At 61.6% G+C, this 20,002-nt stretch carries 21 protein-coding genes; 7 read left to right on the top strand and 14 right to left on the bottom strand.

Annotated features, from left to right (window positions below; translation table 11 throughout):
- Positions 1–147: 147 nt before the first annotated feature.
- The 3 genes from ACVOLZ_RS08135 to ACVOLZ_RS08125 form a co-directional block, all read right to left on the bottom strand.
- On the bottom strand, positions 148–423 hold the full coding sequence (locus tag ACVOLZ_RS08135) for an EexN family lipoprotein (protein ID WP_004883082.1): 276 nt from the start codon (positions 421–423) through the stop codon (positions 148–150).
- Positions 420–1,364: a LysR family transcriptional regulator gene (locus ACVOLZ_RS08130; RefSeq protein WP_004883081.1), complete on the bottom strand. Its 945-nt coding sequence runs from the start codon at positions 1,362–1,364 to the stop codon at positions 420–422. Before ACVOLZ_RS08130 ends, ACVOLZ_RS08135 begins: the two co-directional genes overlap by 4 nt.
- A 74-nt stretch (positions 1,365–1,438) precedes the next feature.
- Positions 1,439–2,863 (bottom strand): efflux transporter outer membrane subunit, encoded by a 1,425-nt coding sequence (locus tag ACVOLZ_RS08125; RefSeq protein ID WP_028699135.1) that lies wholly within the window; start codon positions 2,861–2,863, stop codon positions 1,439–1,441.
- Positions 2,864–2,972: 109 nt separating this feature from the next.
- Between ACVOLZ_RS08125 and ACVOLZ_RS08120 the strand changes: the two genes are divergently transcribed.
- The 6 genes from ACVOLZ_RS08120 (at position 2,973) to ACVOLZ_RS08095 (ending at position 10,679) form a co-directional block, all read left to right on the top strand.
- The gene (locus tag ACVOLZ_RS08120) at positions 2,973–3,608 is read left to right on the top strand and encodes a TetR/AcrR family transcriptional regulator (protein ID WP_481515727.1); all 636 of its coding nucleotides are present in this window, start codon (positions 2,973–2,975) and stop codon (positions 3,606–3,608) included.
- Entirely contained in the window at positions 3,608–4,774 is a 1,167-nt protein-coding gene (locus ACVOLZ_RS08115) for an efflux RND transporter periplasmic adaptor subunit (RefSeq protein WP_023123862.1), read from the top strand. The genes ACVOLZ_RS08120 and ACVOLZ_RS08115 overlap by 1 nt, the downstream gene beginning before the upstream one ends.
- A gap of 22 nt (positions 4,775–4,796) precedes the next feature.
- On the top strand, positions 4,797–7,913 hold the full coding sequence (locus ACVOLZ_RS08110) for an efflux RND transporter permease subunit (protein ID WP_004883075.1): 3,117 nt from the start codon (positions 4,797–4,799) through the stop codon (positions 7,911–7,913).
- A gap of 190 nt (positions 7,914–8,103) precedes the next feature.
- Positions 8,104–8,439, top strand: a complete 336-nt coding sequence (locus tag ACVOLZ_RS08105) for a DMT family transporter (RefSeq protein WP_004883073.1) — start codon at positions 8,104–8,106, stop codon at positions 8,437–8,439.
- Entirely contained in the window at positions 8,440–9,069 is a 630-nt protein-coding gene (locus ACVOLZ_RS08100; protein ID WP_023123863.1) for a DUF3313 family protein, read from the top strand.
- A gap of 155 nt (positions 9,070–9,224) precedes the next feature.
- The gene (locus ACVOLZ_RS08095; RefSeq protein WP_196636953.1) at positions 9,225–10,679 is read left to right on the top strand and encodes a patatin-like phospholipase family protein; all 1,455 of its coding nucleotides are present in this window, start codon (positions 9,225–9,227) and stop codon (positions 10,677–10,679) included.
- Here the strand turns inward: ACVOLZ_RS08095 and ACVOLZ_RS08090 are convergent.
- The 9 genes from ACVOLZ_RS08090 to ACVOLZ_RS08050 all read right to left on the bottom strand — a co-directional run bounded on the left by ACVOLZ_RS08090 (position 10,672) and on the right by ACVOLZ_RS08050 (position 18,333).
- A complete protein-coding gene (locus ACVOLZ_RS08090) occupies positions 10,672–12,654 on the bottom strand; it encodes a relaxase/mobilization nuclease domain-containing protein (protein WP_004883068.1) in 1,983 nt (660 codons plus the stop codon). The two genes, ACVOLZ_RS08095 and ACVOLZ_RS08090, sit on opposite strands and share 8 nt — an antisense overlap.
- Before the next feature lie 436 nt (positions 12,655–13,090).
- The gene (locus ACVOLZ_RS08085; RefSeq protein ID WP_004883067.1) at positions 13,091–13,690 is read right to left on the bottom strand and encodes a S26 family signal peptidase; all 600 of its coding nucleotides are present in this window, start codon (positions 13,688–13,690) and stop codon (positions 13,091–13,093) included.
- Positions 13,687–14,232, bottom strand: coding sequence for a DUF2840 domain-containing protein (locus tag ACVOLZ_RS08080; RefSeq protein WP_004883064.1), 546 nt, complete (start codon positions 14,230–14,232; stop codon positions 13,687–13,689). Before ACVOLZ_RS08080 ends, ACVOLZ_RS08085 begins: the two co-directional genes overlap by 4 nt.
- Positions 14,229–14,504, bottom strand: coding sequence for a hypothetical protein (locus ACVOLZ_RS08075; protein ID WP_004883063.1), 276 nt, complete (start codon positions 14,502–14,504; stop codon positions 14,229–14,231). Before ACVOLZ_RS08075 ends, ACVOLZ_RS08080 begins: the two co-directional genes overlap by 4 nt.
- Positions 14,501–15,139, bottom strand: a complete 639-nt coding sequence (gene parA / locus ACVOLZ_RS08070) for a ParA family partition ATPase (RefSeq protein ID WP_004883061.1) — start codon at positions 15,137–15,139, stop codon at positions 14,501–14,503. Before parA ends, ACVOLZ_RS08075 begins: the two co-directional genes overlap by 4 nt.
- Positions 15,140–15,404: 265 nt before the next feature.
- The gene (locus tag ACVOLZ_RS08065) at positions 15,405–16,259 is read right to left on the bottom strand and encodes a replication initiator protein A (protein WP_028699137.1); all 855 of its coding nucleotides are present in this window, start codon (positions 16,257–16,259) and stop codon (positions 15,405–15,407) included.
- A gap of 14 nt (positions 16,260–16,273) precedes the next feature.
- Complete coding sequence (locus ACVOLZ_RS08060; RefSeq protein ID WP_004883058.1) at positions 16,274–16,558, bottom strand: helix-turn-helix transcriptional regulator; 285 nt, start codon at positions 16,556–16,558, stop codon at positions 16,274–16,276.
- A gap of 112 nt (positions 16,559–16,670) precedes the next feature.
- The gene (locus ACVOLZ_RS08055) at positions 16,671–17,438 is read right to left on the bottom strand and encodes a DUF2285 domain-containing protein (RefSeq protein ID WP_004883055.1); all 768 of its coding nucleotides are present in this window, start codon (positions 17,436–17,438) and stop codon (positions 16,671–16,673) included.
- A 343-nt stretch (positions 17,439–17,781) separates the two neighbouring features.
- Positions 17,782–18,333, bottom strand: a complete 552-nt coding sequence (locus ACVOLZ_RS08050; protein WP_004883053.1) for a DUF2958 domain-containing protein — start codon at positions 18,331–18,333, stop codon at positions 17,782–17,784.
- Between the two features lie 79 nt (positions 18,334–18,412).
- Between ACVOLZ_RS08050 and ACVOLZ_RS08045 the strand changes: the two genes are divergently transcribed.
- Positions 18,413–18,745 carry a helix-turn-helix domain-containing protein gene (locus tag ACVOLZ_RS08045; RefSeq protein WP_004883052.1) on the top strand — a complete coding sequence of 111 codons (333 nt, stop codon included), beginning with the start codon at positions 18,413–18,415 and terminating at the stop codon, positions 18,743–18,745.
- On the opposite strand, the gene ACVOLZ_RS08040 is transcribed toward ACVOLZ_RS08045, so the two are convergent.
- Together ACVOLZ_RS08040 and ACVOLZ_RS08035 are read right to left on the bottom strand one after the other, a co-directional pair.
- Positions 18,742–18,960 carry a hypothetical protein gene (locus ACVOLZ_RS08040; RefSeq protein ID WP_103790875.1) on the bottom strand — a complete coding sequence of 73 codons (219 nt, stop codon included), beginning with the start codon at positions 18,958–18,960 and terminating at the stop codon, positions 18,742–18,744. The two genes, ACVOLZ_RS08045 and ACVOLZ_RS08040, sit on opposite strands and share 4 nt — an antisense overlap.
- Before the next feature lie 87 nt (positions 18,961–19,047).
- The gene (locus ACVOLZ_RS08035) at positions 19,048–19,362 is read right to left on the bottom strand and encodes a DUF736 domain-containing protein (RefSeq protein ID WP_004883051.1); all 315 of its coding nucleotides are present in this window, start codon (positions 19,360–19,362) and stop codon (positions 19,048–19,050) included.
- Between the last annotated feature and the right edge of the window lie 640 nt (positions 19,363–20,002).

Raw genomic sequence — 20,002 nt, 5'->3', positions numbered from 1 at the left:
GAATTCGCGCTGTGTCTAGCCAGGGAGTGACTCCGTAAGCGCCGGCGAATATCAGCGTGCCGAACAGAAGATTCAGGCAGACTAGCGAATTGCTGAATTGCTGAATTGCTGAATTGCTGAATTGCTGAATTGCTGAATTGCTGAATTTCAGAATTTGGGGGATTCTTTGGGCGGTGTGTATGGCGTTTTTCCGTCACCGTAGAACCGCTTACGTGTTGCCTCCGCTACCCGGTTGCAAAGCAGTTCGCCCAAAGTAGGCCGATCCGTCTTGCATTGCTGGCGCAACTTCTTGAGCTGTTCCGGGTCTGCCACCAGCTCTTCTACTGTCGGGGTTTTCTTTTCTGCACTAGTGGCTTTGTGCGGTTTATCAGATTGACCGCATGCGACTAGCATTGCAGCGACGAGCGTGATGGCGAGTCTCATGGCATCAATTCCTCCGGAAGATCGGGATTTCGGCTTTTTGTTGACCTGAGAAACTCTGGCAATTCGATGGCCTGTACTCGCTGAATGAAGCGCGCAAGCTCGTCAAACGGATCGCCTTCAAGTCTGAGTAGATAGGTCGTCAAAGGTGGTACGCGTGTCGAAAGCGGCCTCGCCACGACTCCTGGCTCTCGGGAGGCTGCAATGTGTGCAGCCCCTGTAAGTCCGAGTGCAAAACCGGCAGATACCAACGCCATCATCAGGTCGAAAGTGGTAACCCGCTCGGCAACTAGAGGCTGCATTTCAGCCCGGCTAAGTACTCGCTCAATGTGCTTGGCGTGGCCCTCGCACACTTGAGGATCAGATAGCACTAGCGGGTAGCGCAGCAGTTCATCCAATGGAATTCGCTTAAGAGCCAGCAACGGATGCCGAGCTGGCAGCGCCACCATAAGCGTGTCAGTCCACGCGGGAAGTGCGACGATTCCATCACCTACGTCGTCGGACTGTGCAAAGCCGACGTCATACAGGTCGTCGTGCAATCCTTTGATTTGTTGGGATAGTGGCACCTCAAAAAAGCGAATCTCAACCTCGGGCTCCTCCTCGCGACACAACGCCAATAGGGCTGGTAAGCACAGTAGTGTTGCGCCGTCTGACAAGGCGACGCGGAGTTGTCCATGAAAGCCATTTTTTGCTGCCTTCACGCAGTCCCGCGCCTGTTGCAAGGATGCGAACACCCGAGGTGCGTGCTCCATGAGCATCAACCCAGCTCGTGTCAAACGCGTGCTTCTCGTGTTCCGAATAAAGAGCTGTGCTCCTAACTCCTCTTCGAGTTCTTTGATCGTGCGAGACAGTGGGGACTGCTCAATATGCAGTTTCGCAGCGGCGCGAGCGAAGTGAAGTTCCTCGGCGAGCGCCATAAAACAACGTAGATGTCGAATTTCCATGCGTCCCCTACTAATCGTCGATCTATTCAGTATTTAAAACTCGCTGCCATGCTGCGTTCTTCCAACTCAAGGACTCAGGGTGAAGATTGCAGATTCACATGCTCTGGCGAACCAGAAAGCGCTTTAGCGAGAACACCCCATTGCACGGCTGCGTCGGCGCGAGCACGGACCAGAGCCGCTCGCTGGGACAAGGTGCCACGCTCCGCTTCTGCAACAACGGTCGCATCCACCTGTCCCGCCTCAAAGAGGCGTCGACTGCGGTCAAGGAGTCGATCAGCGACGACAAGACCATCGACCTGATGCTGCAGAGAAGTCCGCTGGGTCTGCCAGCCCAGATAAGCGTTCTCCACATCCTGAAGCGCAAGCAAAACCGTGCGTTCCAGGTCAGCCTGTGCGCCGCGACTGCGTGCTGAGCCCTCGTCGATTCCCGCTTGTATTGCTCCACCGTCAAAGATCGGAAGCGTCACACCCAAGCCCAGAGAGAAAATGTTCCCTGCCACACGTGTTCCGTTGTTCTCGAAGCGTTGGCGCCCACCACTCAAATCGAGCACAAGTTTGGGGAACCGCTCGCCTTCTGCTGCGTTCCATCGCGCCGTCGCCGCTGCAAGACGCGCCTGCGCGGCTCTGACGTCGGGGCGCTGCTGCAGCAATTCGCCTGGCACGCTTCTGGGAGTCCAATCGGGCATGGTGAGAGAGGCAAGCGCAGGACCGCTGCCAAGCGCCCCCGGAATCCGGCCAACGAGCACATCCAAGGCATGCGTTGCTTCGCCGCGTACGCGTCGCAACTGCTCTTGCTCCACCCGGAGGGCGATGACCTCGGAACGCGTGCGTTCAATGTCAAAGCCCGTAGCTTGACCTGCCTTGAACTTCTGCTCTGTCAGACGCTCAAGGCGCTCGGCGACTTGAAGTCGCTCTTTTGCCAGATCTTCCAGCTCTGCCGCCTGCCGCTGCTGCAGTGCAGCGGACACTGTCTCAAAGGCGATCTGCCAACGTGTCGCGAACCAGTTCTGTTCGACAGCAACTGCGTCCATCCGTGCGCCATCAGCGGCATGCGAGAGGCGGCCCGCTAGATCAACTTCCCATGAAGCCGACAGCGGAAGCCTGGCATCGCTGCTGATGGTCGGTGCCAAAGAAAAGTCGCGCGCGCGCGTTGCTTGGGGCGTGAGCGCCAAGCTAGGGAACATTGAAGCGCGTGTACGTCGGGTGATCGCCACAGCTTCATCAATCCGCGCTCTTGCAATAGCGAGATCGGTGTTGTGCTCCAGCGCGTTGCGCACCAGCGCGTCAATCAGCGGATCACCGTACGCCGTCCACCACTCGGCCGGGAGTGCTTGTGCTGGCACCTGCTGCACAGCCAGACCCGCTTCGTTCATGAATTTGGCCGGAACCTCAACGCGTGATGTCTCCACCCTGTGAGGCGAGTGGCTGCACGCGGCGAGAAGCGTGATCGATAGGAATGCAACAGCAGTAAGGCCGCGGCGGGCGTAGGGATCGGACATGTTGAGCCACTAGGTTGTGAATTGAGGAGGCCGTCTTGACGGGCATAGTTCATGGCGTGTACTATACCGTCCAGACGGTTCAAAAATCAAGCATCTTTGGAGTTTCACCATGGCAACTCGTATGAAATCAAGCCCAGAGGAGTCGCATTCGGCGGACAACGGCGCTGAAGCCCCCTCCATCTCTAAGAAAGCGCAACAAACACGGGAGCGCATCCTTCAAGCTGCGCGTGACGTAGTCATGGAGGGAGGTGCCGGGCACCTAACGCTTGACGCGGTCGTTGCACGGGCAGGAATGAGCAAAGGTGCGTTCCTGTACCACTTCAAGACCAAGCGCGATCTGCTCCTCACGATTATTGATGACCAGGTCTCGGCGTTTAATGGCGGGCAGGAAGAGCGAGAGCTGCCATTCGTCGGCGATCCAGACCCTTGGCTATCCAGCCAGGTCTCGGCTATGCCTGACGGCGGGATGCAAAAGATGAGCGCTGCATTGCTGGCGGCCGTGGCTGAAGACCCCACGCTGCTTGAGCCTGTGCGCGGCTGGTACCGCAGGCAGTACGAGAACGCGAGCAAATCTCCACGCGGCACCGATATCGCCGGAATCGTTCTATTTGCCTTGGACGGAGTCTTCCTCGCCGAAATGATGGGTTTTCCGACGTTTGCTGCCGAAGACCTTTCTCGACTCATGCACACCCTCCAGGCGCTCGCCCGCGGCGAACTGGAACTCACCCCTATTGATAAACGCTGATGAAAGGCCTTCCCGTGTCTTGCACTCCCTTTAAATCCCAGTCCTGGCAAATGCAGAAAGTCGGCCTCGCGTTTGTTCTGCTCGCATCGCTTGCCGGCTGTGGTAGTCAGAAGGAGCCTGCTTCCGATCCACCGCGAGCGGTCAAGCTGCTCACGGTGGGGGATGTAGGTTCTGTGGCCAATCGCATTGAATTGAGTGGTCTAGCTCGCTCCAGTGAGCGGAGTACCTTGGGGTTCGAGACTGGCGGGCGTATCAGCAAGCTTCATGTGGACGTGGGAGATCGCTTCTCTCGCGGACAGCTTCTGGCTGAGTTGGATGTTCAGCCCGAGCAACTCCGCCTAGAACAGGCTCGGGCGACACTCGCTGCTGCGGAAGCCGCATTGGCAGACAGAATCGTGCAGACAACGCAGCAAAGGGGGCTGCTTGAGGGCAACGTAATCTCCCCGGCTGCATTCGAGAGTGTGAAAGCACAGTTGGTTGCAGCTGAAGGCCAGGTGCGCAATGCAAAGGCCGCATTCGGCCTTGCCGAGCGTGCGCGAAGGGGGGCCGCCATTCATGCGCCATTCGACGGCGTCGTCGCGGAGAAACTCGCTCTGCCGTTCACAGATATTGCAGCCGGAGCGCCGGTGCTTCAAGTGGATGGACTACGCAGCGGCGTAGAAGTCCTTGCGACTGCATCGACGACCCAGGCGGCAAATATCAAAATTGGGCAGGTCGCCGAACTGCGCCTGAGCGAGTCAGCAAGTCCCGTTCGTGCTTCGGTACAACGCATCGGCTTGCGTGCTGAAAATGGCTCACTTTTACCTGTCGTGCTCGTTCCTCAAGATGCTACTCTTGCGCGCAGTCTTCGACCCGGGTCTGCCGTTCAAGTATTGCTGAAGGCACCGGAAGCGAAGGATGCCTCACCAGATCGTCTGATGCTTCCCTATTCGGCACTGGTGCTCAGTGAGAAAGCAGGACAAGCCGCAGTGTTTGTATATGACGTGACCGGAAAGAAGGTGCACCGCCGGGAAGTGCAATTCCAGAGCGAGCCAGGCGGCGACAACGTTCGCGTTGTGGGCGGCCTGAAGCGCGGCGAGATGGTAGTCGCGGCTGGCGCGAGTTGGCTGACGAACGAGCAACAAGTCACCCCACTCAAGGCCACGACCCAATTGGCCGGACGCTGACCCGCTACAGGAAGACTTCGCTATGAAGATCACAGAAATGGCGCTGCGCGCCAGCAGACTCACCTACCTTGCCGCGGTCATCATTCTTGTTGCCGGCATTGCCACGTTTCTCAATTTCCCTTCGCAGGAAGAGCCATCGGTCACGATTCGAGATGCGGTTGTTGCCGTTCTGAACCCTGGCATGCCAGCCGAACGTGTTGAGCAGTTGATCGCGCGTCCGATCGAGGAGCGTTTGCGGGAGCTGGCCGAGGTCAAGCGTGTAACCACAACCGTTCGCGCGGGCGGGGCCGTCATACAGGTCACGATCTGGGAGCGGTACACCGACCTAGCCCCCATATGGCAGCGCGTTCGCGCGAAGGTTGCCGATGCTCAGCCTCTGCTTCCACAGGGTACGTTGGGGCCATTTGTCAACGACGACTTCGGCCGTGTTGCCGTGGCCTCCATTGCGGTGACCGCGCCGGGCTACTCCATGGGCGAAATGCGTGTGTCGTTGAAAGAGATGCGCGATCGCCTATACGCGCTTCCCGGCGTTGATCGCATCAGCTTCTACGGCTTGCAGGAAGAGCGCGTCTATCTCGAATTTGATCGACCAAAACTAGCCCAGCTTGGATTGACCCCACAAGGGGTGATCGATCAACTCGTTAAACAAAACGTCGTGCTTTCAGGCGGGCAAATCGCCATCGGTGGCATCAACGCTTCGCTGGCTGTTAGTGGAGAGGTTCGCGACGCCGCTTCGCTGCGCGCGTTGCCGATCATGATGGCGCAAGCTCAGGGTGCGCGCGGTGCTTCGCCTGCTCCTTCAATCTCACTGGGAGAGCTTGCGCGCGTGCAGGTACAACCTGCAGATCCTCCCGAGTCTGCTGCAGTCTATAAGGGCCAGCCTGCCGTAGTGATGGCAGTGTCCATGACCTCGGGCCAGAACGTGGAGCAATTCGGCGTAGCCCTCAAATCCCGTGTGGCCGAGCTTGAGAAACTTCTGCCCGCAGGTTTCGAGCTCTCCTATGTGACATTCCAGGCAGACGTCGTCAAACGTGAAATGGGCAAGATGAACCAGGTGATGATCGAAACGATTGTCATCGTGCTCGGCGTCGTCGTCCTTTTCCTGGGATGGCGCACAGGATTCATCGTCGGGATGATCGTGCCGCTTACCATTCTGGGGGCACTGATCGTGATGCGCGCGCTGAACATCGAGCTGCAAAGTGTTTCGATGGCAGCCATCATCATCGCTTTGGGGCTCTTGGTAGACAACGGCATCGTGATTGCCGAAGACATTGAACGGCGCTTGGCAGCCGGTGAAGACCGCAAACAGGCTTGTCTCGAAGCGGGTCGTACCCTCGCACTGCCGCTGCTGACGTCCTCATTGGTTATCGTCATCGCCTTCTCCCCGTTCTTCTTCGGCCAGAGTGCGACGAGTGAGTATCTGCGCTCTCTCGTCATTGTCCTCGCGCTCACGTTACTCGGATCTTGGCTGTTGTGTCTGACCGTCACTCCACTGCTGTGCTACCACTTCACCAAAGTGCATCATCAACCGGCGAATGACGCGCAAACCTACAACACACGCTTCTATCGCGGCTATCGCAAGTTGCTTGAGTGGGTGCTTGACCACAAGGCGATCTACGTTGGTGTGATGACGGGTGCATTGGCCGTAGCTCTGTACGGATTCACGACACTGCCATACGACTTCTTGCCGAAGTCCGACCGAGTTCAATTCCAAATACCGGTGCAGCTCGCCCCTGGAACGGATTCACGGCTCACTCTTGCCAAAGTGAAGGAAGTGAGCGGCTGGCTCGGTGATCAAGAAATCAACCCCGAAATCACGGATCACATTGGCTACGTCGCTGACGGTGGGCCGCGCTTCATCCTTGGGCTCAATCCCCCATTGCCAGCATCGAACATCGCGTACTTTGTCGTGACGGTCAAGGCAGGCACCAACATTGACGTCGTGATTGCCCGAACTCGGGCTTACTTCGCGCAGCATCATGGAGATGTACGCGCAGAGCCTCAGCGGTTCTCGCTAGGCACTACCGAAGCCGGCACAGCCGTCTACCGGGTCAGTGGGCCGGATCATGAGGTGCTGATGAATGCGGCGGCGAAAATTGAGTCCGCGCTACGGGAGCTGCCAGGTACGGCCAACATCAAGAACAACTGGGATACCCGTGTCGGCCGTCTCGATGTTCGGGTCGATCAAGATCGTGCGCGACGTGCTGGCGTCACCACCGACGACATAGCTGCCTGGCTTGGCACCCGCTACATCGGCCAGTCGATCTCTGTGATCCGAGATGGCGATACCAGCGTGCCAATCGTGATGCGCGGGACGTCCAATGATCGGCGCAGCACTGCGGACGTTGGTTCGACGACCATCTATCCAGCGTCGGGTGGCCAGCCGGTTTCCCTGGCGCAAGTGGCCGATGTCACGCTCGCTAGCGAGCCGTCTGTGATCCAGCGCCGCAATCTCATTCGTACAGTCACAGTTCAGGGGCAGAACACCGCATACACCGCGCAAGAGATCGTGGATCACCTCGCACCTCGGATCGCCGCAATTGAACTACCTGCAGGCTATGCCATAGAGCTTGGTGGAGAAATTGAGGAATCGGCTGAATCGAATGCATCGCTCACGCACTACATGCCGTTCGCTCTTCTGGCGATGTTGCTGCTATTCATCTGGCAGTTCAACTCCTTCCGCAAGCTGATCGTGATTCTCGCAACGATTCCCTTCACGTTGATTGGGGTCGTGATTGCACTGAAGGCAACAGGCACTCCTTTCAGCTTCATGGCGACATTCGGGGTGCTTGCGCTGTTCGGAATCATCGTCAACAACGCCGTTCTTCTGCTCGAACAAATTGAACACGGCCTCTCGGAAGGTCTCGCCCGACATGAAGCCCTGGTGGGAGCTGCGATGCAGCGGCTGCGTCCAATCGTGATGACCAAGGTGACCTGTATCGCGGGTCTCGTGCCCCTGATGTTGTTTGCGGGGCCGCTGTGGAAGGGCATGGCCATCGGCATGATCGGTGGTCTCGCACTTGGCACGCTCGTGACGCTTGGCCTGATTCCGTTGCTCTACGAGGTGCTGTTCGGAATGAAGTGGCCGGGCAGCAAACGGAGTCACGAGGCGGTACAACAACCAGTGCAACCGGTCTGATCCCTCAGCGTAACTGTCCACACGCTTCCCCCGATCTCTCTCGTGGCCGGAGAGATCGGGGAGACAGATTCTCGCCATCAGAGAGTTTAAGAAGAAATCAGAAGCAGAGCGAATTGACCGCCTACTGCCTATTCTTTGATGCTTTGATGCTTTGATAATCAATTTTCACTGAATAGATTTGGAGAAATATATGAACCCGTTGTCATGGAATCCATGGTTGGTTCTACTGATTGCCGGCCTGTTCGAAATCGGTTGGCCACTAGGCCTCAAGATGGGTGCGGCCAATGCAGCGATGCGCTACGTGGGGCCGGCGATTGCAGTTGCCTGTATGGCAGCCAGCGGCTTTTTCCTATGGTTATCTCTTAAACAGATCCCCATAGGAACAGCTTATGCGGTCTGGACCGGCATCGGTTCGCTGGGCGCGTTTTTCGTGGGCGTGTATGTGTTCGGCGATACCGCCTCCTTGATACGTTGGGTTGGAATTGCGCTGGTTGTTGCTGGCATCGTCTGTCTGAAAATGGGATAAATGAAAATATATATGAAACGCCCTATTTCATTAATCCATTTTGTGCTGCTGGCAGGCCTCACGGCAACCTTATCTGGCTGTGCTTCAAACGGAATGACTCGATCAGGGTTTCTTGGTGATTACGATGTATTGGGAAAAACGAAGTACGAAAATGTTCTGCTCTTCAAGGCGCCAGGCTTTGAACCCAGTCGTTACCGGGAAATATTAGTCGAGGATGCTCAGGTAGTGACGGCAACTGGACGCATAGGTGGGCTTGAAGCTGAGCAAGTGCGAGAGCTTCTCGATCACGTCAACAGTGAACTGCGACATCTCCAAACTAAGTCCGAAGCTCCCGCATCGTCAGGCCGCATACGTGTGCGTGTGGCAATTACGACCATTGAGACGCCCAATAGAGCAGTCAACACCCTAACGACGTTGCTTGTTGGACCAGTGACAACTGGGGGAGCTAGTTTGGAGTTTGAGGCAGTAGATGAACAAACAGATCGTCGGGTGGCTGCTGCTAGCTGCTTCGAGCACGGCAACGCTCTCGCGGATTTCAAAGGCTCCTACACACTGCTCGGGCATGCAAAGTCTGCAATCACCACCTGCCTTGAACGGATCAATAGCGCTTGGAGAAGTGCTGGCTCGTGAATAGCTGCTATTCCATAACTTCGCGCGGATCGCGAGGAGCCTCATCAAGGGGATTCGTAGGGTGCCGTTCTTGTAACGTCTGCAGCATTCTGGAGTGGCTCTGCTTCGTCGCAAAATTGCCGGCGTTTCTCGTTCTTGTCTATTCGAAACGCTGCGTGGTGCTGCTTGCAGAGGTAAAGCGCCTGGAGGTGTGTAAATTCACACGATGGAGTTTGGCCGGTGTGCTGGCAACGGTAGTTCTGACAGGGTGTTCCACTTACCGTCCTTGGATCAACCCGACACTTTCCGACGCCGCCTTAATGTCTCTCGCCGAGAACGACCAACGCATCAGGCCGTCGGAGGTCAACCAACCGGTGGTTGTAGCGGTGACACTGTCAGGCGGGGGCGCTCGGGCGGCGGCCTTCGGCCTGGGCGTGCTGCGCGAACTCAAGGCCACACGCTTCGCGCTAGAGGGCCAGGAGACCACTCTGTTGGATCAGGTGTTCCTGGTCAGCGGAGTGTCGGGGGGCAGCATCCTTGCCGCGCACTTCGCGGCCTTCGGCGATGCCACGCTGACTCGTTTCGAGCCGGATTTTCTGCTTGTGCCTTTTGAGGGGCGACTCATACGTGAAGCTCTGTGGCCTGAGCGTCTTTATAGACTAACTTCACCTTGGTTTGGGCGCAGCCAGATCCTGGCTCAACGCTTGGACGAACTTTTTGAAGGCCGCACCTTTGGTGACGTGCGCCGACGACCGGGCGCGCCCGAACTGATGATCACGGCAACCGACCTCACGACCGGTGCCCCTTTCGATTTCACCACCGAGCAATTCCGGCTAATCTGTTCCGACCTCGATGCAACGCCGCTGTCTTTCGCGGTGGCGGCCTCGTCGGCAGTACCGCTGGTGCTGTCGCCCGTAACGGTGCGAAACAACGCCAATACCTGTCCGCCGCCTCTCCGATCTTTGCCTGTCAGAGGGCAAAATTACAGATCACGCATCCTGCAAAGCGGCATAGACAGCTACCTCAATGCGCACGATCGGCCCTATATCCACCTCGTGGACGGTGGTGTCTCCGACAACCTCGGCGTACGTCTGATGCTAGACCGGCTAGTAGCTTCGGGCTCAATGAGCGCCAATTTCTCGGAGGTCAAGCCCGGAAGCTTGCGCCGACTCGTGTTGGTGACGGTGAACTCCGAACGAGGACTGAGCGAGAGAGTGGACAGTAGCGACCGAGTTCCCAGCACGACGCAAGTACTTGAGTCGCTGATCTTCGGTGCCGGCGCTCGCGAGACCCAGGTGACGCTGGCCATGCTTAACGACGACCTGCAACACTGGCGTTCCGAGATTGTCCGCACCCGTGGCCAAGCGGACAGCCCCTTTGCGGCCGACGCAGAAATCTACGTAGTAAGCGTAAGTCTGAACGACGTGCCGGACGACAAGATCCGGCATTCGCTGCTGCGCGTGCCCACAGCCTTCACGATCGAGGCTACGGATGTCTTGGACCTGCAAACTGCGGGAGGCGAAGCACTGAGGCAATCCAAGGAGTTTATGGCATTGATTGAATCTCTAAGAAGAATCACAGCAGCCAAGCAGACTGCGCCTGGTACTCAGCTTCCCTTGATATCTAACTGATACCGATACTGGGCTTTCGTCCAAGTTCCCAAGAGGCACTTCCGCCGATAACCTTTGCGGCAAGCTGTTGTCCCAGTCGCGGCTCAATTACCGGCCGCCACGGCACAAGGCTGAACCCCATGCCGTCATCGAGCATCGCGTAGCGCCCGCTGGCGAGCATAATGGAACGCCGGTAGATACCGGCTACGCGCTGCCCGTCGGCCACCGGGCGATGCTCTAGGCCGGTTTCCGCCGCAATGTCTTTCGCGGCCTGCACTAGTTCCCGATTGCGTAGCGTGCCCAGCAGGTTGCGCGCGAGGATGACGCGCTGCCCGCGGCGCTGTGCCAGCCCCTGTTCTTCGAGGAAATCGGCTCGCTGCTGTATGGCCTGCTTGGTATCACCGCCAAAGCCCAAGTTGCCCAGCCCACGGCCACCGCCGATCAGTTGCTGGTCAAGCCAAGTCGCGCCGATGACGCGGGCCTGCCGTTCAATAGGAAGGTGTGATTTCAGCTCTACGGCTACATCGCCCAGCCGTTGCGCGTCGTATTGGCGGCCACGCTCGGCCAGGTCGTCCGGTACCTTCCATAGCCCTTCGGCCACGCGCTCCACGATGCAAGCCCGGCGCAGGGCTTCCAGCCGCCGGACATGAGCGGCGACGACTTCCTGCGGGTCGCGTCCGGGCGTAGCCCGGCCCTGCTCGATTACCAGGTGATGATCGGTGCGGTACAGGCCATCGCTCGCCAGCGAGGCGATGTTCTTGTCGGCCGTGCGCACCTCAGTCGAACCCTTCACCTCTACCACAGCGCCCGTGGGATAGTTCGCCAGTTCGTCGCGGGCGTTCAGTGCAACGTAGTGGGCCTTACCGTCCGTGCCGTCGATGATCAGATAGCCTCGGTCGTGCAACTCATCGGCAAGCCCCTTCGCGGCCACGCGGCCGATGAGGCTGCGACCATCGTCGCCCGGCTCGAACACCGCCAGCTCACGCGGCTGGCCGCTCATGGCCCGCTGCATCGTTCGGATGATGTCGCCACGCTCACCCAGGGCACGCAAGGTCTTCTCGGCATCGGCATGAATGGCCCAGGTGCCGGGCTGCACCTCGTCGGCTAGGCCCAGGCGCTGCAAGCGTTGCAGGCGGCCGATCAGCAGCAGGCGCTGGCGTTGCAACCTCGGCTCGTTGAGCCGTTCGACATGCACCCGGCCATCCTCGCCGGTCTCGCGCTGCAAGGTGCGATCCAGGCTCGTCCACCGCTCCTGTTCCACCTCGCGCCTCAAGGTCTGCTGAATCTCCAGTTCGGTGCGCGGCCCCAGCCACTCGGTCGCCAGCTCGGCGGCGCGATGGCGGAAGCCGTGGGCGATGTAGTCACCCGCGATGATGAGGTCTTTGCCGGTGTCGTCGCGCCCGCGCACGATCAGGTGGGTGTGCGGGTTGTCGGTGTTCCAGTGATCCACCGCCACCCAATCCAGCCGCGTGCCCAGGTCGGCTTCCATGCGGCTCACCAGATGCCGGGTGTAGGTGCGCAGGTCGTCCAGCTCGGCCCCGTCCTCGGGCGAGACGATGAAGCGGAAATGGTGCCGGTCGTCGGCGCAGCGTTCCTTGAAGGCGTCCAGATCGGCTTCGTCGGCCTGTGGCCCGTAGCCCCGGCCCGGTTCGCCATCGCGACCCGCGCCGTCGCGCTCGATGTAGCGCAGGTGCTTGGCGAGCGATTGCGGGCTGGCCCGCTGGTGATTGACCAGCAAGGTCTTGATGGTCACGCGCCGCGACATGGGCATTAGCTTCGCCCCGGCGAAGCGCGCCGCCGTGTGGCCACGTCCGAGCCGAGAGCCGGGCCGCTGGCCGGTGCCAGCCGCGCCAGGACGGCGTACTGCCGACTTGCCGCTGCTGGCTTTGCCGGCCTGCTTGAGCACCTTGGAAACGAAGCTCTGCCCCTGGCCCTTGCCCCGGTTCTTCGGGGCGCTGGGGCGCACGCGAAAGTCGTCGTCGCGGCTGTCGGTCATGGCTGCGCTCCCCGCAAGCTTGGGCGTGTCCTGTCGTGCGAAGCACGCGGACATGCCAGCATTGGCGCGACCCTCGCGCCAAACGCGGCACGGTGGCGAAGCCGCTCCGTGCCGCGTTCCCCCCATGTGCTGACTGGCTTTCGACGCGGCCAGGTGCCGCGTCCTTTTGTCTTGCCTTCCGCCTTTGCCCTTCGCTGTCGCTCCAGGCAACGGCGGCCCGGCGGCGCTGCTGCGTGAACAGACAGCGCGCCGGCGAAAGCGCCAATGGCCGCAGGCCGGGCGCGTTCGAGGCAAGACGCCTGAACGTTGGACGGCTGCGCCGGATGCTGCGCGACGTGCGGTGCGAATGCACCGGCACGACAGGCGCAGCGACACTGAAGCAGCCAGCAGAACGACATGCCCGATGGCACGTCAGAGCGCAGCGAATCGGCGGCCATCATGGGCGTATCTCCGGCCACACCGGATGCGCAACGCCGATCACGGCGGATGCGCTGACCGGGCCGAAATAGCGGCTGTCGAACGATGCTGGATTCGTCACGCTCAACAGGAGCAGTTCGCCCGGTTCAAGGCGGCGGCAAAGCTGCAAGGACGGCAGCGCCCGGCCCAGCCGGTCGGCGGGCAGTACGGCGGCCGAAGGCACGCCGTCGATGCGTACCTGACCGGCGACGATGCAGACGTGTTGCGGCGCGACCGCGCCCACACGTTTGAGCAGCGGAACGCGCGTCGGCAGGTAGCCGCGCTGCGCAGCGAGCGCGGCAGCCGTGGCCGGAAGCGGCACCAGCACGATGCTGTCCACGGACAACGGACGTGGCAGCGAGGCGGTGCGCGGGTCGAACGGGTCAATGCGATACCAGCCGACCGCCACGCTGTCGGACGGGTTGTAGGTCAGACGCGGCAGCGGCGACACGAAAGCCGCCCAGGCCAGCGCAGCGAAGCCGATGGCGGCCAGTGTCGCCAGCACGATGCGAGCGCGCAGGCGTGAGCGAGGACGCGGCGCCACGTCGGGCGCGTTGGGTGTGGTGGTCGGGGCGGTCATGGCAGCACCTTCCCGGCCAGCCAGGCGGTATGCCGCTCGGTGGTGTATTCGGGCAGCGCAAGGCGAGCCGCAAGACGGTTGCCCAGCGTGCGCCAGTACGCCGGCGACACGTCGATGGCAGCGATGCCCAGCGCCTCGATGCCGTCGATGCGCTCCAGCACGGCGCGCACGTTGGCATCGCCTTCGGTGTGTAGGAGCAAGCGCGCGCCCGGCTGAACACCGGGGATGCGCTGCGCCGCGTCCAGCGGTGTGCAAGCCTGCATCACCATGAGTTGCCAGCGGATCGTGCCGTAGTCGTTGGCCTGCCAGCGGATGCGGCAGAGCATCGCGCCCGGCAGGAACACCGCGCAGCGCCGCCAGCGGTCGAGCTGAAGCGTGCGCGCCGGTTCGCCGAAGCGCAGGTAGAGCTTGAAGCGATGTTCGAGGTAGGCCAGCGAAACGCGCGTCAGCGGCACATTGCCGGCCTGTCCGGCGAGTGCCGAAAGCGCAGGCAGCGGCGCAGCCGGTGCCGCGTTCGCGGCAGGCCAAGCGAATGCGTTCATGGTGTGTTCTCCGGCGGAAACTCCCGCTCCAGCAGGCCGCGCAGCAGGTCGGCCACGGTCACGCCTTGCGTGAAGGCCGACACCTTGATGCGCGCCCGCATGGCGGGCGTGATGTCGAGCGTGAGGCGGGCCGTGTAGAGGTCGCCTTTGCCCAGCGCGTCGGCATCGCCCTGACGAATCCACGCCTCGGCGTGCGGATTCGCGGGCGGACGTGCGCCGATGCCGACGCGCTTGCCCGTGCGTTTGCTGTTGGGTGGCTGCTGCGCTGTCATGTCGGCCACCGCAGCAGTTCGTCCACCAGGGCGGTGATTTCGCGGGCGGCGGCACTGTCGGGCGCTGTCTCGCGTGCGAGCCGGCCAGCGGCCACGCTGTCGGCGAAGACGATGCGCTGATGCACCTCCGAGCGCAGCGCGGGCAGCGGCTGTTCGGCGAGCGATTGCCGCGCCTCGCGCCCGATGATGGTGGTGCTGACGCGCCGGTTGATGACGAAGGCCGCGCGGAGCAGCGGCCGGAACACCTGCGCCTCGCGGATCAGCGAAACCATTTCCGAGCTGGCCCAGAGGTCGTAGGGGCTGGGCTGCACCGGGATCAGCACGCGCTCGGCCGCCAGCAGCGCGGAGCGCGCCAAGGCGGCGATGCGCGGCGGCCCGTCGATGATGACGTGATCGGCCCGCCTGGCGAGTTCTGGCGCTTCCTGATGCAGCGTTTCGCGTGCGAGGCCCACGGCGCTGAACAGCCGTGGCAAGCCTTGCTGGCTTCTGCGCTGCGTCCAGTCCAGGGATGAACCCTGCGGGTCGGCATCGAGCAGGACGACATGCTGGCCGCGCATCGCCAGTTCGCCCGCGATGTGCGTGGCGAGCGTGGTCTTGCCGACACCGCCTTTCTGGTTGAGCAGAGCGAGGATCATGGCGCGGCCCTCCCTGCTGGAAAGCCGGGCTTTACCTGCCGTGCAAAACGCTGTTCGCCGTGCCGTTTCTCGGTTGTCCACCGAAACGGCGCGCTTCTACTAAAAGTTATGTATTTCTTGTTAGGGAAGTTAGAGGGGCCGCAAACCCGCGCCGTTATTGGCTTTCCGGCGTTTTCGTACTCCTGATAGCACGATAGGCGTACTCCCGATAGCACGATACCCGGTACTCCTGATAGCACGAGGCCGTCCACACCTTTTCCACGAGTTATCCCCGTGCCGTGTGCAGCACGGGCCGGAAGGTCAGCAGTTCTTGTCCGTCGTCCGGCATTCGCTCGATGCCCAGGACGTAGCCGGGCAGCGACTGCCGCGCCACCAGGACGCGCAGGTCGTAAGCGAAGTCGGAGAAGCGCGCAGCGCTGCCCGACTTGCGGTGCAGGTGCCGGAAGTCGAATTGCCAGCCGCCCGGCTGCTTGCCGCCGTGCTTGCGCACCAGGCGGTACAGCCAGCGCTCGATCCCGCCCTTCAAGCGGAAATAGGCTGGGTCGATGGTCAGCACCAAGGCGGCATCGAGCACGCCCGCATAGAACCAGTCCGGCAGGATCAGTTCGATGCCCAGCGGCACGCCGCTGGCATCGGCCAGTTCCTTCCACTCGTTGATCCACGAGAAGCGATGCAATCGCCTTCCCGTGGTTTCGCGGATGGACGTGGCCACCGTGGTCGATTGCAGCCGGTCGAGCGCGGCTTTCAGGCGCAGGTAGTCGTTGAGAGACGTGCCGCGCCCGATGAAGCGCAGGATCTCGTAGGGAGTGGCGCGTATCCAGCGCGACGGGCGCAAGCCCGCGTCGCGCGCCTCCACGATCTGCGAGGCGGCCCAAATCAGCAGGTCGGCATCCCATATCGTTGCGATGCCGTGCTCCTGCGTACCCTCCACGCGGATGGTGATGCCGCCGGCGCGGAAGTCGATCGGCGCGGTACGCCGCGACTTCGCCAGCGAGAAGAACGGAAAGGCCATCAAGTCCTGGCTGTCGCGGGGTGCCATGTCGCCCGGCAGCGCGCGGAACAGGTCGAGCTGTTCGCGCTGCAAGGCTTGCCCTGGCGGGCTGGACATGGCGACGGCCACCCACGCGCCAGCGATCAGCGGCCATCACGGTAATCGCCCGCGTGGCGTTCGGCATATTCCGGGTCGGAAGTCGCCTCGTAGCTGCGCTGGTCGGCCCAGGCATCGAGGTCGGACACCGCGTACATGACGCGGCGGCCGAACTTGCGGAACTTCGGGCCGCCGCCGATCACGCGCTGTTTCTCCAGCGTGCGTGGCGACAGGCGCAGGTACTCGGCGGCTTCGTCGTTGGTCAGGTAGCGTTGGGGCTGCGCAGGCGCAGCGACAGCAGCGGCGGCAGGCCGCAAGGGAGCGGGTCGCATGGGATGTACCTCCATCAAGCCCGGCCACACCACGCGGCCGGTTAGAGGCACTTTCAAGAAAGCGAGGCTGCTTGCTAAGGGACGATCTACGGGGGACGCGAAACGTCCCCCCCTACTGCAACGGCGGCGGAAGCTGTGCCAGGCGGCGATAGCCGCCACGCATCAGCGCATCGCCACGACGTACCAGCCGCCGCACGCGGGCACGTAAGGCGCTGTCCTTGTGCCAGTCGGCGGCGACGGCATCGGCGCCGAACAGCCCTTCGGCCACTTCGCGCAATGACGCGCCCGCCAGGGTCGCGTCGAGCGTCTGCAAGGTGTGCAGTTCCAGCACCGCGGCCGTCGTGGGCCTGGAACGGGCCGCCGCCGCAGGCGTGGCAACCGTGGCCACGGCCAATGCGTCCAGCTCGGACGCGAGCGTGCGATAGCGCGCGCAGGGCGTGGCGCAGGCGCGGGTGGCGTAGAGGTAGGCCATGCCGTCTTCCAGGCCCGGCGCGAGCGCGAGCCGCAGGCAGCAGCCGGGCCAATGCGACACCAGCACCAGGCGCTTGCCGTCGTGGATCAGTTGCTTGCGGCCAGGGACGCGCCAGAACTCGAAGGCATGGGCTTCGGGTGGCGGGTCATCGTCCGGGTAAACCTGCACGACGGCATCGTGATCGGGAAACCAGGCCGGATGCGCGTCGCGCGCATCCAGGGCTGGGTCTTCCAGCAGGCGCAGGCCCCACGCCTGCGCCGTGTCCGGCCGGCGGCGGCGGCGCAGCCAGTCGCGGCGGTAGTCGGGATTTCGGCGCAGGTATTCCCACGCCAGCGCAGGGCCGTCAAGGTGCAGAACGTAGAGATAGGCCGCTGTCGGATACCAGTGTTCGGCGCTGCGATCAGTCATGGCGAAACCTCCCTCTGTTTGGGATGCGTCGCCACGATTTCCGCGATGCGGGAACTATCGAAATGCCATCAGGTCGTCATCAAAATTGGTTAGGCTGTAACTGTCGGTGTCAAGACCATTTGGCTCTGCGTGTTGCGGAAATCGTCTGAATGCGACGGCTACGCCTTCAGGAAAATGACGCGCAGCACCGAACACCGTGCCGCAGCCCGCGCCCAAGATCAGGACTGTTTTCAACAGGATCGCACCACTTCGGTGCAAGAATGCGGATTCAGACCTGCACGGTCTTGATCAAGATTGAAATAGTCACGATGCGCCCCGGCTGGCTAGGCCGCGCTGGTTTTCATCAGTCCGTGATCGCGCCGTTCTCCTGCGCCAGCCGGACGTACTCCGATAACGGGCGCACCGCCTGGAAATACCGATCCCGCCGCACCGGCAGCTTGCGCGGCCCGACGATGCCCGCCAGGTCGGACAGCTTGACCATCCCGAGCTCAGGCATACCGATACCGAGGTCGATCAGGCCGTAGGCCGTGTCGCCATCCGCCGGGTCGAGCGACACCAGCAGCCAGGTCACATGCGCGTCCGGGGTGAACAAGCGCACCACGGGCAGCGGGTCGAGCCGCTGACCAGCGGCGAGCGCCGCGCCGTGGGCCAGCAGCCGGGCGCGTTCATCAGCGGTGACAAGCGGCAGGGTCATGGGCAGCTTCTCCACGAAACCGACGATGCGCGAATGCGCTTTGGTGCCGAAGCGCAGAACTGCCGAAACGCATCCGTGCATTCGTGTGGAAGCACCGATGTGCAAGCCATCGCATCCGTAGAAGAACAGAAGCGCCGAAGCGGAATTGTCGGAAGCCGGAAAGACACGGATGCGATTCCCCGGTTCTGTCGGAATCCGCATCTGCGGATTTCCGTAAAAGCACGAAAGCGGGCCTTTCAGCCATGAATGAACACTATAGATTGTAGCCCTATAGGGCGCAATGGGCTGTCATCTTGGTTTTTATGGGGAAACCAAGTTAGTGACAGCGAAACACTCATTGGCAACGGCAATACGGACAGTCAGGAAGGCGCGAGGCTTGAGCCAGGAAGCGTTCTCCGACGTGTCCAGCCGCACCTATATGAGTACGCTGGAGCGCGACTTGAAAAGTCCGACCCTGCACAAGCTGACCGAGCTGTGCGAGGTCATGGAAGTGCATCCGCTGACGCTGTTGACGCTGGCCTACGCCGGCGACGACACGCACAAGGCCGACGAACTGCTGGCGCGGGTGCGCCAGGAGTTCGAGGCCGTGCTGAAAGAGCGCGACGCGCCCTAGCGCGTCTGAATGCCCGCAAGCGGAGCGCGCAGCGCCGCCAGGCGCGAAGGCGTGAGGGATTGAAGCCGAATGGACATGACGCCATTGGCGGCATGGGGCGCAGCCCGAAAGCCCGGCGGCGCAATGCGCCGACACGCCATGCTGTTCCTACTGCCACGGGCTTCGAGCCATTCGACCATCACCAATGCAATGCTGGCCTTGGACATGCGGGACATGGGGCAACTGCCGAAACCCTGTGCGTGCGATGCTGCGATCAGCAGCACCGCGCCCCGCCGCAATGGGCGGGGCGCGGTGGGCGGCCGTCAGGCCGCCTTGGGCTTGCTGCGCGACCAGATGAGGTCGTGCGTGTCATTCTCGCCTTCGATCAGGCGGGCATAGACCGTCGCCGGGAATGAAGGATCGTCGATGGCCACCGACAGGTAATCCCGCCCGGCCTCGCTGGTTTTCTTCCACGCCGCGCCGAAGTCGTGGCCGGCCGCTTGCAGGCGGAAGTCCGGGGCGCTTTCGTTCTCGCCCTTGTCGTTGGGAACCAGCTTGACCTTGAAGTTGAGGGTCAGGGTGCGGAGCTGGCCGGTGAAGCCGTCTTTCTCTGCGGTGAAGGTGCCGATGTTAGCCATGATGATTTCTCCTTTCGGGTTGAACAAGGTCGCGCCAGTGCGTCCTTGTTGTGATCCGTCCGGCGGGGGATGGGCTGGCCGCACCGCGCAGCGGTCGCAACACCGTGGAGAACCTGGAAGCGAAAAGAATTTGTCCCGCGAGGAATGCGCGCAGCGCAGGGGGAATTGTTTTCGCTGGAAGGTTGCGGCCATGAAGCCCAGCCACCGCCAGGATTCACAACAACACAAGGACGTACTGGCCGCCCGCTCCCGAATGGAGGCATGGCCGACTCGGCATCCCCGCGCGACGGCTTCACCGGCCTGCGCCCTGACACGGGCAAGGACAATGCCCAGCGACAAGGTGAAAGCGTCCCTACTGCTGCTTGCGGCCCTTTGCGTGAGGCGTGGCGTGGAAGCTCCATTGCAAGGCCGGGCGGCGTGTCGGTGAACCGTCCTTCGTGACGTACAGGCGACGAACCGCCAGCGTCGAGGACGGCACGCTTTCGTGCAACCTGCGGCAGCAAGCCGGGGCGTAGCCCCACACGCCCGTCCATTGCGGTGGGGCGCGTTCGGAATGTCGTTAGCGACATTAACAACACCACAAAAAAAAATAAAAATTTTAAAACCCACAAAAAAAAAATTTTAAACCCCCCAAACAAAA

This window comes from Stenotrophomonas sp. STEN020 (assembly GCF_056760195.1).
Note: the sequence above shows the minus strand (reverse complement) of the source record. Positions and strands in the feature narration are given on the sequence as shown.

What these genes read in the sequence shown, in the direction of transcription:
- ACVOLZ_RS08135 (WP_004883082.1), bottom strand. Translation starts at nt 423, where the DNA reads ATGAGACTCGCCATCACGCTCGTCGCTGCAATGCTAGTCGCATGCGGT.
- ACVOLZ_RS08130 (WP_004883081.1), bottom strand. Translation starts at nt 1,364, where the DNA reads ATGGAAATTCGACATCTACGTTGTTTTATGGCGCTCGCCGAGGAACTT.
- ACVOLZ_RS08125 (WP_028699135.1), bottom strand. Translation starts at nt 2,863, where the DNA reads ATGTCCGATCCCTACGCCCGCCGCGGCCTTACTGCTGTTGCATTCCTA.
- ACVOLZ_RS08120 (WP_481515727.1), top strand. Translation starts at nt 2,973, where the DNA reads ATGGCAACTCGTATGAAATCAAGCCCAGAGGAGTCGCATTCGGCGGAC.
- ACVOLZ_RS08115 (WP_023123862.1), top strand. Translation starts at nt 3,608, where the DNA reads ATGAAAGGCCTTCCCGTGTCTTGCACTCCCTTTAAATCCCAGTCCTGG.
- ACVOLZ_RS08110 (WP_004883075.1), top strand. Translation starts at nt 4,797, where the DNA reads ATGAAGATCACAGAAATGGCGCTGCGCGCCAGCAGACTCACCTACCTT.
- ACVOLZ_RS08105 (WP_004883073.1), top strand. Translation starts at nt 8,104, where the DNA reads ATGAACCCGTTGTCATGGAATCCATGGTTGGTTCTACTGATTGCCGGC.
- ACVOLZ_RS08100 (WP_023123863.1), top strand. Translation starts at nt 8,440, where the DNA reads ATGAAAATATATATGAAACGCCCTATTTCATTAATCCATTTTGTGCTG.
- ACVOLZ_RS08090 (WP_004883068.1), bottom strand. Translation starts at nt 12,654, where the DNA reads ATGACCGACAGCCGCGACGACGACTTTCGCGTGCGCCCCAGCGCCCCG.
- ACVOLZ_RS08085 (WP_004883067.1), bottom strand. Translation starts at nt 13,690, where the DNA reads ATGACCGCCCCGACCACCACACCCAACGCGCCCGACGTGGCGCCGCGT.
- ACVOLZ_RS08080 (WP_004883064.1), bottom strand. Translation starts at nt 14,232, where the DNA reads ATGAACGCATTCGCTTGGCCTGCCGCGAACGCGGCACCGGCTGCGCCG.
- ACVOLZ_RS08075 (WP_004883063.1), bottom strand. Translation starts at nt 14,504, where the DNA reads ATGACAGCGCAGCAGCCACCCAACAGCAAACGCACGGGCAAGCGCGTC.
- parA (WP_004883061.1), bottom strand. Translation starts at nt 15,139, where the DNA reads ATGATCCTCGCTCTGCTCAACCAGAAAGGCGGTGTCGGCAAGACCACG.
- ACVOLZ_RS08060 (WP_004883058.1), bottom strand. Translation starts at nt 16,558, where the DNA reads ATGCGACCCGCTCCCTTGCGGCCTGCCGCCGCTGCTGTCGCTGCGCCT.
- ACVOLZ_RS08055 (WP_004883055.1), bottom strand. Translation starts at nt 17,438, where the DNA reads ATGACTGATCGCAGCGCCGAACACTGGTATCCGACAGCGGCCTATCTC.
- ACVOLZ_RS08050 (WP_004883053.1), bottom strand. Translation starts at nt 18,333, where the DNA reads ATGCGGATTCCGACAGAACCGGGGAATCGCATCCGTGTCTTTCCGGCT.
- ACVOLZ_RS08045 (WP_004883052.1), top strand. Translation starts at nt 18,413, where the DNA reads ATGGGCTGTCATCTTGGTTTTTATGGGGAAACCAAGTTAGTGACAGCG.
- ACVOLZ_RS08040 (WP_103790875.1), bottom strand. Translation starts at nt 18,960, where the DNA reads ATGTCCCGCATGTCCAAGGCCAGCATTGCATTGGTGATGGTCGAATGG.
- ACVOLZ_RS08035 (WP_004883051.1), bottom strand. Translation starts at nt 19,362, where the DNA reads ATGGCTAACATCGGCACCTTCACCGCAGAGAAAGACGGCTTCACCGGC.